General features: G+C 74.0%; 15 protein-coding genes. 7 read left to right on the top strand and 8 right to left on the bottom strand.

The window, feature by feature from the left end; genetic code table 11:
• Positions 1 to 23: 23 nt before the first annotated feature.
• Complete coding sequence (locus CRYAR_RS28210; RefSeq protein ID WP_035856401.1) at positions 24 to 683, top strand: response regulator transcription factor; 660 nt, start codon at positions 24 to 26, stop codon at positions 681 to 683.
• Positions 680 to 1,762 (top strand): sensor histidine kinase, encoded by a 1,083-nt coding sequence (locus CRYAR_RS28205; protein WP_035856400.1) that lies wholly within the window; start codon positions 680 to 682, stop codon positions 1,760 to 1,762. The genes CRYAR_RS28210 and CRYAR_RS28205 overlap by 4 nt, the downstream gene beginning before the upstream one ends.
• On the opposite strand, the gene CRYAR_RS28200 is transcribed toward CRYAR_RS28205, so the two are convergent.
• The 4 genes from CRYAR_RS28200 to CRYAR_RS43765 are packed head-to-tail and all read right to left on the bottom strand — an operon-like array spanning position 1,749 to position 4,159.
• On the bottom strand, positions 1,749 to 2,813 hold the full coding sequence (locus CRYAR_RS28200; RefSeq protein ID WP_035856399.1) for a hypothetical protein: 1,065 nt from the start codon (positions 2,811 to 2,813) through the stop codon (positions 1,749 to 1,751). The genes CRYAR_RS28205 and CRYAR_RS28200 overlap by 14 nt on opposite strands.
• A gap of 2 nt (positions 2,814 to 2,815) precedes the next feature.
• Positions 2,816 to 3,331 (bottom strand): SigE family RNA polymerase sigma factor, encoded by a 516-nt coding sequence (locus tag CRYAR_RS28195; protein ID WP_035856398.1) that lies wholly within the window; start codon positions 3,329 to 3,331, stop codon positions 2,816 to 2,818.
• A 34-nt stretch (positions 3,332 to 3,365) separates the two neighbouring features.
• A complete protein-coding gene (locus tag CRYAR_RS28190) occupies positions 3,366 to 3,719 on the bottom strand; it encodes a transcriptional regulator (protein ID WP_051571048.1) in 354 nt (117 codons plus the stop codon).
• Complete coding sequence (locus tag CRYAR_RS43765) at positions 3,716 to 4,159, bottom strand: hypothetical protein (RefSeq protein WP_051571047.1); 444 nt, start codon at positions 4,157 to 4,159, stop codon at positions 3,716 to 3,718. The genes CRYAR_RS28190 and CRYAR_RS43765 overlap by 4 nt, the downstream gene beginning before the upstream one ends.
• Positions 4,160 to 4,265: 106 nt before the next feature.
• Here CRYAR_RS43765 and CRYAR_RS28180 point away from each other — a divergent pair, with 106 nt between their 5' ends.
• On the top strand, positions 4,266 to 4,511 hold the full coding sequence (locus CRYAR_RS28180; protein WP_035856397.1) for a hypothetical protein: 246 nt from the start codon (positions 4,266 to 4,268) through the stop codon (positions 4,509 to 4,511).
• On the opposite strand, the gene CRYAR_RS28175 is transcribed toward CRYAR_RS28180, so the two are convergent.
• The gene (locus CRYAR_RS28175; RefSeq protein ID WP_035856396.1) at positions 4,492 to 6,183 is read right to left on the bottom strand and encodes an IlvD/Edd family dehydratase; all 1,692 of its coding nucleotides are present in this window, start codon (positions 6,181 to 6,183) and stop codon (positions 4,492 to 4,494) included. The genes CRYAR_RS28180 and CRYAR_RS28175 overlap by 20 nt on opposite strands.
• A 47-nt stretch (positions 6,184 to 6,230) precedes the next feature.
• Here CRYAR_RS28175 and CRYAR_RS28170 point away from each other — a divergent pair, with 47 nt between their 5' ends.
• From CRYAR_RS28170 to CRYAR_RS44655, 4 genes are read left to right on the top strand one after another with little or no spacing between them, the layout of a single operon-like run.
• A complete protein-coding gene (locus CRYAR_RS28170) occupies positions 6,231 to 7,094 on the top strand; it encodes an SMP-30/gluconolactonase/LRE family protein (protein WP_035856395.1) in 864 nt (287 codons plus the stop codon).
• 56 nt (positions 7,095 to 7,150) lie between these two features.
• On the top strand, positions 7,151 to 9,991 hold the full coding sequence (locus CRYAR_RS28165) for an AfsR/SARP family transcriptional regulator (protein ID WP_084701042.1): 2,841 nt from the start codon (positions 7,151 to 7,153) through the stop codon (positions 9,989 to 9,991).
• A 4-nt stretch (positions 9,992 to 9,995) separates the two neighbouring features.
• Positions 9,996 to 10,661, top strand: coding sequence for a helix-turn-helix transcriptional regulator (locus tag CRYAR_RS49785; protein ID WP_051571045.1), 666 nt, complete (start codon positions 9,996 to 9,998; stop codon positions 10,659 to 10,661).
• Positions 10,662 to 10,664: 3 nt separating this feature from the next.
• Entirely contained in the window at positions 10,665 to 12,026 is a 1,362-nt protein-coding gene (locus tag CRYAR_RS44655) for an alpha/beta fold hydrolase (protein WP_063725773.1), read from the top strand.
• On the opposite strand, the gene CRYAR_RS28150 is transcribed toward CRYAR_RS44655, so the two are convergent.
• The 3 genes from CRYAR_RS28150 to CRYAR_RS28140 are packed head-to-tail and all read right to left on the bottom strand — an operon-like array spanning position 12,019 to position 14,189.
• The gene (locus CRYAR_RS28150) at positions 12,019 to 12,597 is read right to left on the bottom strand and encodes an HD domain-containing protein (protein WP_035856394.1); all 579 of its coding nucleotides are present in this window, start codon (positions 12,595 to 12,597) and stop codon (positions 12,019 to 12,021) included. The genes CRYAR_RS44655 and CRYAR_RS28150 overlap by 8 nt on opposite strands.
• Positions 12,594 to 13,094, bottom strand: coding sequence for a MaoC/PaaZ C-terminal domain-containing protein (locus tag CRYAR_RS28145; RefSeq protein ID WP_035867240.1), 501 nt, complete (start codon positions 13,092 to 13,094; stop codon positions 12,594 to 12,596). Before CRYAR_RS28145 ends, CRYAR_RS28150 begins: the two co-directional genes overlap by 4 nt.
• A gap of 39 nt (positions 13,095 to 13,133) precedes the next feature.
• Positions 13,134 to 14,189, bottom strand: coding sequence for a glycerol dehydrogenase (locus CRYAR_RS28140; protein WP_035856393.1), 1,056 nt, complete (start codon positions 14,187 to 14,189; stop codon positions 13,134 to 13,136).
• Positions 14,190 to 14,236: the final 47 nt, after the last annotated feature.

Here is a 14,236-nt window from a genome sequence, read left to right as displayed (position 1 = left end):
GAACGCTGTGTCAGCCTGCAGGGGTGCGGATACTCGTGGCCGAGGACGAGCGGGTGCTGGCCGACACGGTGGCCGAAGGCCTGCGCCGGCTGTCGATGGCCGTCGACGTGACCTACGACGGGGACACCGCGCTGGAACGGCTCGCGGTCAACCGCTACGACGTCGCGGTGCTCGACCGGGACCTGCCCGGCAGCACCGGCGACGAGGTCTGCCGCTGGATCGTCGCGTCCGGCACCGGCACCCGGGTGCTGCTGCTCACGGCCGCCGCGGGCATCCGGCAGCGGGTGGAGGGCCTGGGCCTCGGCGCCGACGACTACCTCACCAAACCGTTCGCGTTCGCCGAGCTGGTCGCCCGGCTGCAGGCGCTCTCGCGCCGCTCGGCCCCCGCCCTGCCGCCGGTGCTGGAACAGGACGGCATCGTGCTCGACGTCGCCAGGCACGTGGCCTCCCGCGACGGCCTGCCGCTCTCGCTCTCGCCCAAGGAGTACGCCGTCCTGCACGTCCTGATGCGCGCGGGCGGACGCGTGGTGAGCACCGAGGACCTGCTGGAACAGGCGTGGGACGAGCACACGGACCCGTTCACCAACACGGTACGCACGACGGTGATGACGCTGCGCCGCAAGCTCGGTGAGCCCTCGCCGATCGCGACCGTGCCGCGCGTGGGCTACCGGCTCGGCTCGTGAGGTCACCCGCGCGACGTGTGCTCCTGCTGTGCGGGGCCGTGTTCGTGATCGCGCAGCTCGGCCCGTGGCTCGCCGGGCGGCTGCTCTGGCTGTGGGCCGAGTTCGGCCCGTCCTGGTGCGCGGTCGACCAGTACGGCGCGCCGTCCGGCTCCTACGTCTGCCGGCAGGTGTTCTACCGGCCCACCATCGCGACCGTGATCGCGCTGACGCTGCTCCTGGCGGTGCTGCTGGTGGCGTGCGTCTTCGCGGTGCGGTGGTGCCTGCGCCCGATCCGGGACCTCGTCCCGATGATCGCGAACGTCGGGCCGCAGAACCTCGGGTACCGCCTCCGGCCCGGCCCGGGCCGCGACGAGCTGGCGGTCCTCAGCCGCGCGATCGACGACATGACCGACCGGATCGCGGTGGGCTACGACGCCCAGCGGCGGTTCGCCGCCGACGCGTCCCACGAGCTGCGCACGCCGCTCGCGGTCCAGCGCACGCTGATCGAGGTCGGCCTGTCCGGCGCGCCCACCGGGGACCAGCTCGCGTTGCTCACCCGGCAGCTGCTGACCACGAACGAACGCAACGAGCGTCTGATCGAGGGCCTGCTCGTGCTCAGCGAGAGCGACCGCGGCCTGGTCTCGCGCACCCCGCTGCGGCTGGACACGATCACCGCCGAGGTGCTCGACGCCCACCGGGCCCGCGCCGCCGAGGCCGGAATCACGATCACCGGCACCCTGCGTCCGCGGGTGGTGATGGGGGAGCAGGTGCTGCTCGAACGGCTGATCACCAACCTGGTGCAGAACGCGGTCAAGTACAACCGGGACCAGGGCACCGTCGAGGTCGAGGTCGGTGACGACCCCGCGCTGGTGATCACCAACACCGGCGACGACGTCCCTCCCGACGCGGTGTCCGCGCTGTTCGAGCCGTTCCGTCGGCTGGCCGGAACCCGCATCGACCACAGCGGCGGCGTCGGGCTGGGGCTCGCGATCGCCCGCTCGATCACCCGCGCCCACGACGGCGTGATCACCGCGTCGTCCACCGGTCGCGACGGCCTGCGGGTCGAGCTCGCGTTCCCCGAGGCCGTCAGCGGACCGTAGCCCGCGGCCAGGTGTCCGGCCGGAGCGGGTTCGCGACCAGGTCGATCGACTCGGCGACCGCGACGCACCGGGCCATCGCGACGCCGACGCTCTGCGCCCCGTAGGGCTTGTCGTCGCAGTCGAGCCCGAACTGCACCGTGGGCTGGCGCACCCGGACCCGGGCGAAGTTGCCGTCGCGCTTGGTCTGGCCGGGCTGGTCGTGGATCTCGGTGTTCGGCTCGAAGTCGAGCGTCAAGGAGTTCGACGCCACCCCGATGCCGAGGACCGAGCCGGTGGCCGGGTCGTCGAACTCCAGGCTGAACGTGCTGAGGTCACGGCCGCGCCAGCTCGAGCCGGCCGCCGACGGACGGAACGGCGCCGGGACGTCGGCCGTGTAGGGCAGGCGCAGCGGCGTGGCGGTCATCCGCGCCGACTCCGCGATCCTGGCCGCGACGCCCAGCGCGTCCGGCTGATCGCCGAGCCGGACGGAGGCCCGCGCGCCCGGCGCCCACTCCCAGCGCAGTTCGTGCGTCGCCTGCCCGCGGGCGTCCTTCGTCGACGTGTACCACCGGCTCGGCCGGCCGTGGATCTCCGGCCCGGGGACGGAGACGCGTCCGATCAGGCCGGACTCCTCCTCGAGCGGGTGGCCGCGGGCCGCCAGCCGCACGCGGTAGTCGTCCCCGGAGTACGTCCGCGACGCGAGGTAGAACGCCTCGTCGCGGGTGACGCGCCCGATGACGAACGGCAGGCCGGACGGCAGCCCGGACACCTGGATCGCGTGCCGGAGCGGGTCGAAGGCGGTCGGTGCGACGGTCAGCGGCGGCCCGTACGTGACGTCCGGCCCGGCGGGGCGGGCCGGTGGCGTCCGATCGGCACCGAGCCCGGTGGCCAGCAGCGCGACCCCGCCGGTGACCACCAGCACGACCGCCGCCGCCATCGCGGCCAGCCCGCGTTGCCGTCGACGGCGTCGCCGCTCGGCGCGCCGGACCACCCGGCGCAGGTCCACGTCCGCGGCCGGCGGGGCCGAGGCGGACACCTGGTGGAAAAGGAGTCGGGTCGTCGTCTCGTCCATCGTCAGCTCCTCGCCCCGAGCTCGGCGGGCTCGAACTCTCCCAGCGCGCGCCGCAGCGCCGCCAGCCCTTTCGACGTCTGGCTCTTCACCGTGCCGGGGGAGCACTTCAGCGTCTGCGCGACCTCGTCGACCGACAGATCGGAGAAGAACCGCAGGACGAGCACCGCGCGTTGCCGCGGCGCCAGCCCGGCCAGCGCGCCCCGCACGGCCAGCGTCGACGCGGCGTCGGGGCCGGTGGCGGCGGCCGACTCGGGTAGCCGGTCGACGAGCACCACCCGCCGCGCCCACGGTGTGCGCCGCTCGCTGAGGAACACCCGCACCAGCAGCTGGCGCGCGTACGCGTCGGTGTTCCGGGCGTCGTCGGCCTTGTCCCACTTCAGGTACAGCCGCTCGAGGCTGTCCTGGACCAGGTCGTCGGCCCGGTCCCGGTCCTGGCACAGCATGAAGGCCAGGCGCTGGAACATGGGTAAGCGGTTCCGCACGTACTCCAGGTACGCGTCCCCCGGCTGCTCGCTCACTCCGTGCCCTCCGGTCCCCGGTGCCTGGTCCTCTCTAAGATGGACGGGCGGGGGTGTTCGGTTGCCCCGGGCTCGCAAAGAGTGCTTTGAGTGCGGCGACGTGCGTGCGGTAGGCGGCGGTGCCGCTCGGCGTCAGGCTGACCCAGGTCTTCACCCGGCCGCGCCCGGTGGGTTTGGTGATCTCGACGTAGCCGGCGTCCTGCAGCACCTTGAGGTGCTTGCTCAGCACCGAGTCGGCGACGCCGAGCACGTCGCGCAGGACGCCGAACTCGGTGCTGGCGGTGGCGTCGAGGAACGCGCAGATCCGCAGCCGGTTGGGCGCGTGAATCGTCTCGTCGAACGGTTCGGTCGACGGTGCCGGTCGGACCTCGCGCGAGCGCTCGGTCATGCGCCGGCGCGCAGCTGGGCCCGCAACTCGTCGTCGAACCGGCGGCCGAGGACGATCGTGCCCACCAGCACGAGGGCGGCGATCAGCCAGACCGGCCAGCGCAGGTCGGTGAAGTACGCGATGCCCCACGCGGTGGCCAGACCGAGCGCGGCCAGACCGCCCATGCCCTTGGCCCATCGGCCGGCCCGACCGGCGTTGAAGCCCGAGACCCACACGCCGGTGATGCGCCGGTAGACCCGGACCAGCAGGACGGAGCCGACGATCAGCACCGCGAGGGTGCCCGAGCGGACGGCGGTGTCGCCGAGGCTGAGCCCGAGGACGTACCCGGCGAGCAGCAGGCCGAGCACCGGGTGGTACCACCACGGGGTGACCAGCCGGTCAGCGGCGGCGGCGCGGGTGTCGTTGATCGCGGCGAGCTGCTCAGCGGCGTTGTTTTCCATGACGGAAAGTCAACCATTTTCCATCTCGGAAAGTCAATGGGGTGCAATCGGGGAGCGGATCGGCCGGAACCGTCGCCCGGGCCGGCCCGCCCCCGATCCGCACGGCATGACCTCACATTTCTCCATCACCGGCTTATCCGGAGCGACCGTCGAGAACTCGCCGACCGTGCTCGGCTGGCAGCTCGCGCAGCGGATCCAGCTCACCGTCAAACAGGTCGCCAAGCAGAAGCCCGACGCGTCGGTCGACGAGCTCGCCCGCGAGCTGGACATCCGCCTGCGCCGCTTCGGCGTCGTGATGACGCCGAAGGAGCTGCGCGAGCACGCGAACTCGATCAGTGCGACTCCCGGCTGACCTCCGAACCACTGGAGCCGAGCAGGAAGTCCAGGTCGGCGCCGGTGTCGGCGCCGAGGACGTGGTCGACGTAGAGCCGCTCCCAGCCCCGGCGGGGAGCGGCGAAACCGTCGGTGTTCGGGGTGCGCTCGCTCAGGTCGGCCTCGACGTCGATCCGGCGCCCGGGCACGTCCAGAACGATGTAGTCGCCGGTCCGGACGCGGGCGAGCGGCCCGCCCGCGGCCGCCTCCGGCGCCACGTGCAGGACGACGGTCCCGTAGGCGGTGCCGCTCATCCGCCCGTCGCAGATCCGCACCATGTCGCGGACGCCCTGCTCCAGCAGCTTGCGGGGCAGCGGCATGTTCGCGACCTCGGGCATGCCGGGGTAGCCCTTGGGGCCGCAGCCCCGCAGCACCAGGACGGAGTCCTTGTCGACGTCGAGCGCGGGGTCGTCGATCCGGGCGTGGAAGTCCTCGATCGAGTCGAACACGACCGCCCGGCCGCGGTGGCGCAGGAGCTCCGGCGACGCCGCGGCCGGTTTGATCAGCGCGCCCGACGGCGCCAGCGAGCCGCGCAGCACGGCGATGCCGCCCTCGGCGACGAGCGGCGCGCCCCGGGGCCTGATCACCTCGGCGTCCCAGATCGGCGCCTCGTCCAGGTAGTCGACGAGCGGCTTGCCGGTCACCGTCAGCCCGGACGGGTCGAGCAGGTCACGCACCTCGCGCAGCACCGCGAGCAGGCCGCCGGCGCGGTGGAAGTCGTCCATCAGGAACCGGCCGGCCGGCAGCAGGTCGACGAGCACCGGCACCCGCGAGCCGATCCGGTCGAAGTCGTCGAGCGTCAGGTCGAGGCCGAGGCGCCCGGCGATCGCGAGCAGGTGCACGACCGCGTTGGTGGACCCGCCGATCGCGGCCAGAGCCACGATCGCGTTGTGGAAGTTGGCCCTGGTCAGGAACGTCGACGGGCGGCGGTCCTCGGTGATCAGCTCGACCGCGAGCCGGCCGGTGCCGTGCGCGGCCTCCAGCAGCCGGCTGTCCGGGGCCGGCGTGCCCGCGGTGCCGGGAACCGTCGTCCCGAGCGCCTCGGCGACGAGCGCCATCGTCGACGCGGTGCCCATCGTGTTGCAGTGGCCCCGGGACCGGATCATCGACTTCTCCGAGCGCGTGAAGTCGTCGTTCGACAGCGTGCCCGCGCGGACCTCCTCGGAGAGCCGCCACACGTCGGTGCCGCAGCCGAGCGGCACACCCCGGAACGTGCCGGTGAGCATCGGGCCGCCGGGCACCACCACCGCGGGCAGGTCCACCGACGCGGCCGCCATCAGCAGCGACGGGATCGTCTTGTCGCAACCGCCGAGGAGCACGACGCCGTCGATCGGGTTGGCGCGCAGCATCTCCTCGGTCGACATCGCGGCCATGTTGCGCCAGAGCATCGCGGTCGGCCGCACGTTCGTCTCGCCCAGCGACACCACCGGCAGTTCCCGGGGGATGCCGCCGGCCTCGTAGATGCCGTTGGCGACCGACCGCGCGACCTCGGTCAGGTGCGCGTTGCACGGCGTCAGGTCCGACGCGGTGTTGGCGATCGCGATCTGCGGGCGGTCGAACGCGTCGTCCGGTGTGCCACGGCGCATCCAGGCCCGGTGGATGTAGGCGTTGCGGTCCTGCCCGGCGTACCAGTGGGCGCTGCGGAGGGTCACGGGTGGCCGCCTTTCCGACGATGAACGCGGTGTCTTATTTTCTACCGATGAAACCGGCCACAGATGAGTCGTACACGTTGGCTGAGGGGCCGATCTGGGACAAATCCCGCCGACGCCTGCTCTGGGTCGACATTCCGAGCGGAACCCTGCTCGAAGGAGCGCTCGACGGTGACCGGATCCGGGTGACCCGCACCCACACGTTCGACAGCATGCTCGGCGCGGTCGTGCCGGCCGAGGACGGCTCGCTGCTCGTCGCCGCGCAGGAGGAGCTGATCGTGCTGCGGCCCGACGGCACCCGCGAGATCGGGCCCCGGCTGGTCGCGGTCGGAGAGGGACGGCGCCTCAACGACGGCGCGGTCGATCCGGCCGGGCGCTTCCTCGTCGGCACGATGCTCATCGACGGGGAGTCCGAGAACGAGCGGCTGGTCCGGGTCGAGTACGACGGGCTGGTCACCGAGCTCGACAACGACCTCACGCTCTCCAACGGGCTCGCCTGGTCGCCCGACGGGCGTCGCCTCTACAGCACCGACACGTTCCGCCGCCGGATCTCCGTGCGCGACTACGACCCGGCCGACGGCGCGGTGGGGGAGCGCCGCGTGCACCTCGACCTCGGCGAGTCGTACCCCGACGGCATCACGATCGACGTCGAGGAACACCTCTGGGTCGCCATCTGGGGCGAGGGCGAGATCCGGCGGTACGCGCCCGACGGCACGCTCGTCGACCGGCGCGAGGTGCCCGCGCCGAACGTCACCAGCGTCGCGTTCGCCGGTGACGACCTCGACCGCCTGGTCGTCACCACGGCGACGGTCGCGCTCACCGAGCAGCAGCGGCGTGACCACCCCGACTCCGGCCACCTGTTCGTGGTGCCGGTCGAGGTGCCCGGGCTGCCGGTCACCCCGTGGGCGCACTGAGCGCCTTCGTCCGCGTCGTGACGTCGACCCGCGCCGGGGGCGGATAGGCTTCCGGCGTGGATCTGCCGAGATCCCGCCCGGTGTGGCTCTGCGTCCTCGGACCGGTACAGGCCTGGGCGGACGGACGCTCGGTCGACGTCGGCCCACCGCAACAACGCGCTGTGCTCGCGCTGTTACTCGCCCGGGCCGGCCAGGAGGTTCCGCTCGCCGAGCTGATCGACGCGCTGTGGCCGGCCGGGCCCCCGGCCAGCGCCGCCGGCAGCCTGCACGGGTACGCCAGCCGGTTGCGCCGCGTCCTGGAGCCCGACCGTCCGGTCCGGGCCCCCAGCCGGTGGATCGAGCGGGTGTCGCGCGGGTACCGGCTGGTCGCGAGCGCCGACGAGGTGGACCTGCTGTGGTTCCGCCGCCGGGTCGCCGAGGCGCGGGCGGCGGCCGTCGCCACCGACGCGATCGCCGCCTGGGTCGACGCGCTGGAGGTGTGGCGCGGCCCGGTCGCGGCCGGTCTGGACGTCACGGTCCGGTCGCACCCCACGTTCCGGGCGCTCGAGGACGAGTACGCCGAGGTGCTGGCCGACGCGGCCGACGCCGCGCTCGACGCCGGCCTGACCCGCGACGTGCTGCCGTTCCTGCAGCGGCAGGCGGCGCTCGAGCCGCTCGACGAGCCGCTCCAGGCCCGCCTGGTGCGCACGCTGGCCGCCGAGGGGCGGCGCGGGCCCGCACTGGCGCTCTACCGCAGCGTCCGTGACCGGCTCGTCGACGAGCTGGGCATCGAGCCGGGGCCGGAGTTGCGCAGCGCCCACGAGGACGTCCTGCACGCCGACGGGGCCGAGCGGACCACGATCCCGGCCCAGCTGCCGGCCGCGCTGGCCACGTTCACCGGGCGGAGCGCCGAGCTGGCCGCGATCGACGCCGCGGTCGACACGGCCGCCGCGGTCGCGGTGCGGGGCATGGGTGGCGTCGGGAAGACCGCGCTGGCCGTGCGGTGGGCCCACGCGGTCGCCGCGCGCTATCCCGACGGCCAGCTCTACGTCGACCTGCGTGGTTTCGACGAGAACGACTCGCCGGTGGACCCGGGGGAGGCGCTCCGCGCGTTCCTGGACGCGCTCGGGGTTCCGCCGGCCTCGGTCCCCGACGGCCTCGACGCGCAGGCGTCGCTCTACCGCAGCCTGCTGGCCGGCCGGCGGGTGCTCGTGGTCGTCGACGACGCCAGGGACGCCCGTCAGGTCGCCCCGCTGCTCCCGGGCTCGAGCGGCTGCACGGCCGTGGTGACCAGCCGGGACCCGCTGGCCGAGCTGGTCGCGGCCGGTGCGGTGACCTCGGTCGCGCTCGACGCGTTCACCCCCGAGGCGTCCCGCGAGTTCCTGCGCGGCCGGCTCGGGGTCACCCGGGTGGCGGCCGAGCCCGAGGCGGCGGACCGGATCGTCGCCCGCAGCGGACGCCTGCCGCTTGCCCTGGCGATCGTCGCGGCCAGGGCCGCGCTGAACTCCACGTTCCCGCTCTCCGCGCTCGCCGACGAACTGGAGTCCGACGTCGGGCTGGACGCGTTCACGGCGCCGGGCCTGCGCGGCGACCTGCGTGCGGTGTTCTCCGGGTCGTACCGGACGCTGCGCCCGGAGACCGCGAGGCTGTTCCGGCGCATGGCCGCGCACCCCGGCCCGGACCTGGGGCTGCCCGCCGCGGTGGCGATGGCCGGTGAAGCGGAGCCGGTCGTGCGCCGCGGGTTGCGCGAGCTGGTGGCGGCGAACCTCGTCACCGAGCTGCGCCCCGGCCGCTTCGCCTACCACGACCTGCTCCGTGAGTACGCGCTCGAGCTGGCCGGAGCCGACGACGACGGCGCGTTCCTCGGCGCGCTCGACTACTACCTGCACACCGCGATCGAGACCCGCCAGGTGCTGGCGCCCGCGCGGCCGCTTGACCGCCTCATGGACCGTCCGCCCGGCCTCGCCCGGCACGACTTCGTCGATGCCGGGGCGGTCGTGACCTGGTACGAGACCGAGCGCGTCGCGCTGCTGGAGATGGTGCGCGCGGCCGAACGCCGGTGCCTCGACGCGCACGTCTGCCAGCTGGCCGCCGCGCTGAGCATGGTCCAGCACATGTCCGGGCGGTGGCGGGACTGGATGGTGCAGGCCGAGCTGGCGCTGCTGTCCGCGGCCCGCCAGCACGACGCCTGGTGGATGGCGCAGGCCCACCACCGGATGTCGATCGGGCTGAGCGAGCTGAGCCGACCGGACGACGCGGTCGACCACAGCCGGGAGGCGGCCCGCCTGTTCGCCGCGGTCGGTGACGTCGGGTGGGAGGCCATGGCCCAGGTCGGGGCGGCGGCCGCGCTCTCGCTCGCCGGCCGGCCGGCCGCCGCGCTGGTGGAGGATCGCCGGGCGATCGAGCTGCACCGCGCCGTCGGCGACCGCGCGGGCGAGGCCTACTCCGAGAACAACATGGGCTGGCGGCTCTCGCTCGACCCCGAAACGCTCGACGACGCCGCGGCGCACTACTGGCGGGCGGCCATGCTGTTCGCCGGCACCGCCGACCGGTTCGGCGAGGCGTCGGTGCTGGCCAACCTCGCGCAGCTGCACCGCCGCCGCGAGGAGTGGACCGCGGCGCTGCGCTGCAACGAACGGGCGCTGGCGCTCTTCGCGGAGATCCACGGCGGTCTGGAAGCCGCGCGGGCGCATCACGAGCACGGCATCTGCTGGTGGAATCTCGGCTCGGCCGAGAACGCGCGCGACTCCTGGAACCGGGCACTCGCCCTGGTGCAGGACGCCGATCAGCCCGCCGCCGAGCTGCTGCGTGACGAGCTGCGCGCGCTGCTGGCCCGGCCCGTGCAGAGCGCGTACAGATTTCCTACACGAGCTCCCTCGTACGCTCCCCGGGTTCTGCTGGCCAGCAACGAGGAGTAGCCGCGTGGCGCCTTCCCGAGTCGCTTCCCGCCCCGACGGGCCGCGACCGGACCCGAATCGGATCCCGGTCACGATCCACTGCGACGACCCGCTGACCCGCGCCGGTCTGCTCAGCCACCTGCGCGGCGACCCGCTGATCGAGCCGTTCGACGTGAGCGTCGGCGCGGTCGGTGGGGTGGCGGTGGTGCTGGCCGGGCGGCTGGACGACCTCGACGTGGCCCGGCTGCGTCGGCTCGCGCTGAACAAGCGGGTCGTGCTCGTCGTCGAGCGGATGCGTGAACCGGAGCTGCTGCGGGCTCTGGACAGCGGGGTCACCGCGATCGTGCTGCGCTCCGACGCGACGCCGGAGCGGCTGGCCGCCGCGGTCAGGGCCGCCGCCCGCGGTGACCGGGACCTGCCCAGCGACCTCCTCGGCCAGCTCGTGGACGCGGTGAACCGGATGCGCAGGGAGTCCGCCGACGGGCTGCTCCCCGGGGCCCAGCAGCTCACCGACCGTGAGCTCGACGTGCTGCGGCTGCTCGCCGACGGGTGGGAGACGCGCGCGATCGCGGCCAAGCTCGCCTACTCCGAGCGGACGGTGAAGAACGTGCTCGCCGGGCTGAACGCGCGGTTCCAGCTGCGGAACCGGACCCACGCGGTTGCCTACGCCTTCCGGGAGGGTTACCTGTAGCGCATGAGCGCGCTGACGACCGATGTCCTGTCCGTCACCTACCGCGACGCGGGCCCGGCCGACGGCCCGGTCGTGCTGATCCTGCACGGCTGGCCCGACGCGGCGTCGGCCTGGACGCCGATCGCCGACCACCTGGCCGGGCTGGGGCTGCGCACGATCACGCCGGAGCTGCGCGGGCACGGGGCGACCCGGTTCCGGGAACCCGGGACGGTGCGCGACGGGCGGGGCGTGGCGCTGGCCCAGGACGCCCTGGACCTCCTCGACGCGCTGGGCGTGACGCGGTTCGCGGTGGTCGGCCACGACTGGGGAGCCCGGGCGGCCTACACGCTGGCCGCGCTGGAGCCGTCCCGGGTCACCCGGCTGGCGACGCTCTCGCTGGGCTACCAGCCGCACGGGGTGTTCGCGATGCCGGACTTCCGGCAGGCCCGGGCGTTCTGGTACCAGTGGCTGATGTTCGTCGACGCGGGCGCGGAGGCGATCCGGCGCGATCCGGTGGGGTTCGCCCGGCTGCAGTGGGAGACGTGGAGCCCGCCCGGCTGGTTCGACGAGGCGACGTTCGCGGCCGCGGCCGAGGCGTTCGCGAACCCCGACTGGGCCGCGATCACGCTGAACGCGTACCGGTCGCGGTTCGCCGCCGACGAGCCCCGCGACCCCCGGTACGACCCGCTCGCGGCGCGTCTGGCCACGGTGGGCACGATCGGCGTCGACACGCTGACCGTCCAGGGCGGGGCGGATCACTGCGATCCGCCGTCGCTGCTGGCGGGGCAGGCGGAGCACTTTTCCGGCGGGTACCGGCTCGAGGTGATCGACGGGGTCGGCCACTTCCCCCACCGCGAGGCCCCGGCCGCGGTGACGGCGCTGCTGGCCGAGCACCTGACCGGAGCCGGCCGGCCCGCGGTGCGCCCGGCCACGCCGGCCGACGTCGGGGCGATCGCGGCGATCTGGCACCGGGGCTGGCACGACGGGCACGCCGGGAACGTGCCGGCCGCGTTGGCGGCGGTGCGCACCCCGGAGTCGTTCGCGCCCCGGGCCGCCGACCGGCTGGCCGGAACCACCGTGCTGGAGCGCGGCGGCGAGGTGGCGGGCTTCGTCGTCGTGGCCGGCGACGAGGTCGAGCAGGTGTACGTGGCGGCCCCGCACCGGGGCGGGGGAGCGGCCGGGATGCTGCTGGCGGCGGCCGAGCGCCGGATCGCCGCGGCCGGGCACGGGGCGGCCTGGCTCGCGGTGGTGGCCGGCAACGCCAGGGCGCGCCGGTTCTACGAGCGCGAGGGATGGGCCGACGAGGGCGACTTCGACTACGCCGCCGAGAACGGCGGGACCACGATCGCGGTCCCGTGCCGCCGCTACACCAAGCGCCTCAGGTGATCGGGTGGCCGGTGGCCGCCGAGAGCGGCCCGAGGTCGGGGTCGCCGTAGGCCCGGCGCAGGGCGTCGAAGCGGTCGGCCTTGTCGGGGCCGAAGCCGGCCACGATCGTGCGATAGGTCCCGGCCGAGACGAAGACCGGGGGGTCGAGCTTGCTGTGGAACTTGTCGGCGTACATGACCAGCTCCTCCTCGGGCGTCTCGGCCAGGTAGTCGTCGACCGGCAGCGGGAGCCGCCGGTCGACGACGTCGGCGCGGGTGAGGCCCACTCCGGTGTGGTGCGAGCAGAACCGCGCGATCCGCTCCGGCCAGCCCAGCCCGCGCAGGAGCGCGTAGCCCTCGACGCCGTGCCGCAGATAGGGAGCGCCGCCGAGGCGGTACACGCCGAGGTCGTGCACGAGCGCGCCGACCCGCACCAGCTCGGCGTCGACCGGCCGGGGGTGCTCGGCCAGCAGCCCGAGCGCGAGGTCGCGGACGATGCGGCAGTGCGTGTGGACCAGCGCGAAGTCCGCCTCGCTCGGCGCGTACCGGCGATGCAGCGCCTCGATCTCGTCGTCGGTCGGCAGCCCGCTCATTCGGCCGGGTCGGCCCGGTCCGGCCGCGGCTCGGCGTAGTCGTGGCCGCGGATGAGGCGTACCGGGGTGTAGACCAGCACCTCCTCGTCGCGCTGGTTGCGCACGCTGACCTCGGTACGCACGACCCCACGGCCCGGTTTGCTCGACGGGCGGGCCTCCAGCGTCGTGACGACCGCGTAGAGCGTGTCCCCGACGAACGTCGGCCCCTTGACGGTGAGCTCCATGCCGAGGAACGCCAGCCCGGTGCCGGTGATCGAGCCCGAGATCATGACCAGGCCCTCGGCGATGCTGTAGACGAGCCCGCCGGGCACGAGCCGCCCGCTGTAGCCGGCGCTCCGTGCGTGCTCCGCGTCGTAGAAGAGCGGCTCGACGAAGCCCGACCAGGTCACGAACTGCACCAGGTCGGCCTCGGTGACCGTGCGCCGGTTCGTGCGGAACACCAGGTCGACCTGCTCCTCCCAGGTGAGGCCGGGGTGGAGGAGCCGCGGCTCGGTCATCGGCATGCCTGCTTTCTCCCGCGGACGTCGAGGGCCAACCTACTGGCCCCGACCCTCGACCACGTCGATCGCGGCCAGGATCGCGGGCACGTCGACGACCGCGGGCGTCTTGTGCCGGTGCGGGCCGGCCACGCACCGCTCGGCGAGTTCGCGCCGCTCGTCGTCGGTCGGGTCGGGCAGACCCAGCTGCGCCAGCCTCACCGGTAAGCCCACCGCCTCCAGGAACCCGGTGAGTTCCGCCCGCTCGCCGCCCTCCAGCGCCAGCTGCACGAGCAGCCCGTACCCGACGTGTTCCCCGTGCAGCGCCTCCCGGGCCCCGCGCACGGCCTGCAACCCCCGGACGAACGAGTGCGCGATCGACAGCCCGCCGTTCTCGAACGCCAGGCCCGAGAGCAGGATCGTCGCCTCGACCATGTCCTCGAACGCGGCGTCGGGCTCACCGCGCCGGGCGGCGGCCAGCCCCGCGACCGCCGACGTGCGCAGGGTCTCGTAACACGCGTCGGCGATCGCGGCCGCCAGCCGCAGCCCGCGCGTGCCGTGCTGGTTGGTGCCCCCGACGGCCCGGCACGAGCGCGCCTCGAACTTCTTCGCCACCGCGTCGCCGATGCCGGCCGCCAGCAGCCGCACCGGGGCGCGGGCGATCACCGCGGTGTCGACGAGCACGAGCTCGGGGTTGCGTCCGGTCTGGACGACCTCGACCATCCGGTGCTCGTCGTCGTAGACCGCCACCGCCATCGCGGCCGGGCTGTCGTTCGACGCCACGGTCGGCACCGTCACCAGCGGGTCGCCGCGCCGCCAGGCGACCGCCCGGGCGAGGTCGATGGCCTTGCCGCCACCCACGCCGACGACGACCGCCGGGCCGGCGGTGACCCGGGCGAGCGTCGCCTCGATCGCCGCGTGCGTGACCTCGAGGTCGACCTCCAGGTACTGGTCGCCGGAGAGCCGGGGCGCCAGGAACGCCGAGACCCCGGCGTCGACGATCAGCACGGCCCGCGGACCGAGGCCCGCGACCCGCGCGGCGAGCTCGTCGAGCGCGCCGGGCCCCTGCACGTAGCGATGGGGCGCACCGAAGACACGCAGCGTGGATTCACTCATGTGGCCGGACTCTAATCTGCTCACAGGATCTGTTGCTATCACTCAGC

Origin of the sequence: Cryptosporangium arvum DSM 44712 (assembly GCF_000585375.1) — a bacterium.
Taxonomy (GTDB): domain Bacteria; phylum Actinomycetota; class Actinomycetes; order Mycobacteriales; family Cryptosporangiaceae; genus Cryptosporangium; species Cryptosporangium arvum.
The sequence above is the reverse complement of the archived record's forward strand: the minus strand, read 5'-3'. Positions and strand labels throughout refer to the sequence as shown.

Excerpts from the sequence above, each read along its gene's own strand:
- CRYAR_RS28200 (WP_035856399.1), bottom strand. The coding sequence starts at position 2,813 with ATGGACGAGACGACGACCCGACTCCTTTTCCACCAGGTGTCCGCCTCG.
- CRYAR_RS28190 (WP_051571048.1), bottom strand. The coding sequence starts at position 3,719 with ATGACCGAGCGCTCGCGCGAGGTCCGACCGGCACCGTCGACCGAACCG.
- CRYAR_RS43765 (WP_051571047.1), bottom strand. The coding sequence starts at position 4,159 with ATGGAAAACAACGCCGCTGAGCAGCTCGCCGCGATCAACGACACCCGC.
- CRYAR_RS28180 (WP_035856397.1), top strand. The coding sequence starts at position 4,266 with ATGACCTCACATTTCTCCATCACCGGCTTATCCGGAGCGACCGTCGAG.
- CRYAR_RS28170 (WP_035856395.1), top strand. The coding sequence starts at position 6,231 with ATGAAACCGGCCACAGATGAGTCGTACACGTTGGCTGAGGGGCCGATC.
- CRYAR_RS44655 (WP_063725773.1), top strand. The coding sequence starts at position 10,665 with ATGAGCGCGCTGACGACCGATGTCCTGTCCGTCACCTACCGCGACGCG.
- CRYAR_RS28150 (WP_035856394.1), bottom strand. The coding sequence starts at position 12,597 with ATGAGCGGGCTGCCGACCGACGACGAGATCGAGGCGCTGCATCGCCGG.
- CRYAR_RS28145 (WP_035867240.1), bottom strand. The coding sequence starts at position 13,094 with ATGACCGAGCCGCGGCTCCTCCACCCCGGCCTCACCTGGGAGGAGCAG.
- CRYAR_RS28140 (WP_035856393.1), bottom strand. The coding sequence starts at position 14,189 with ATGAGTGAATCCACGCTGCGTGTCTTCGGTGCGCCCCATCGCTACGTG.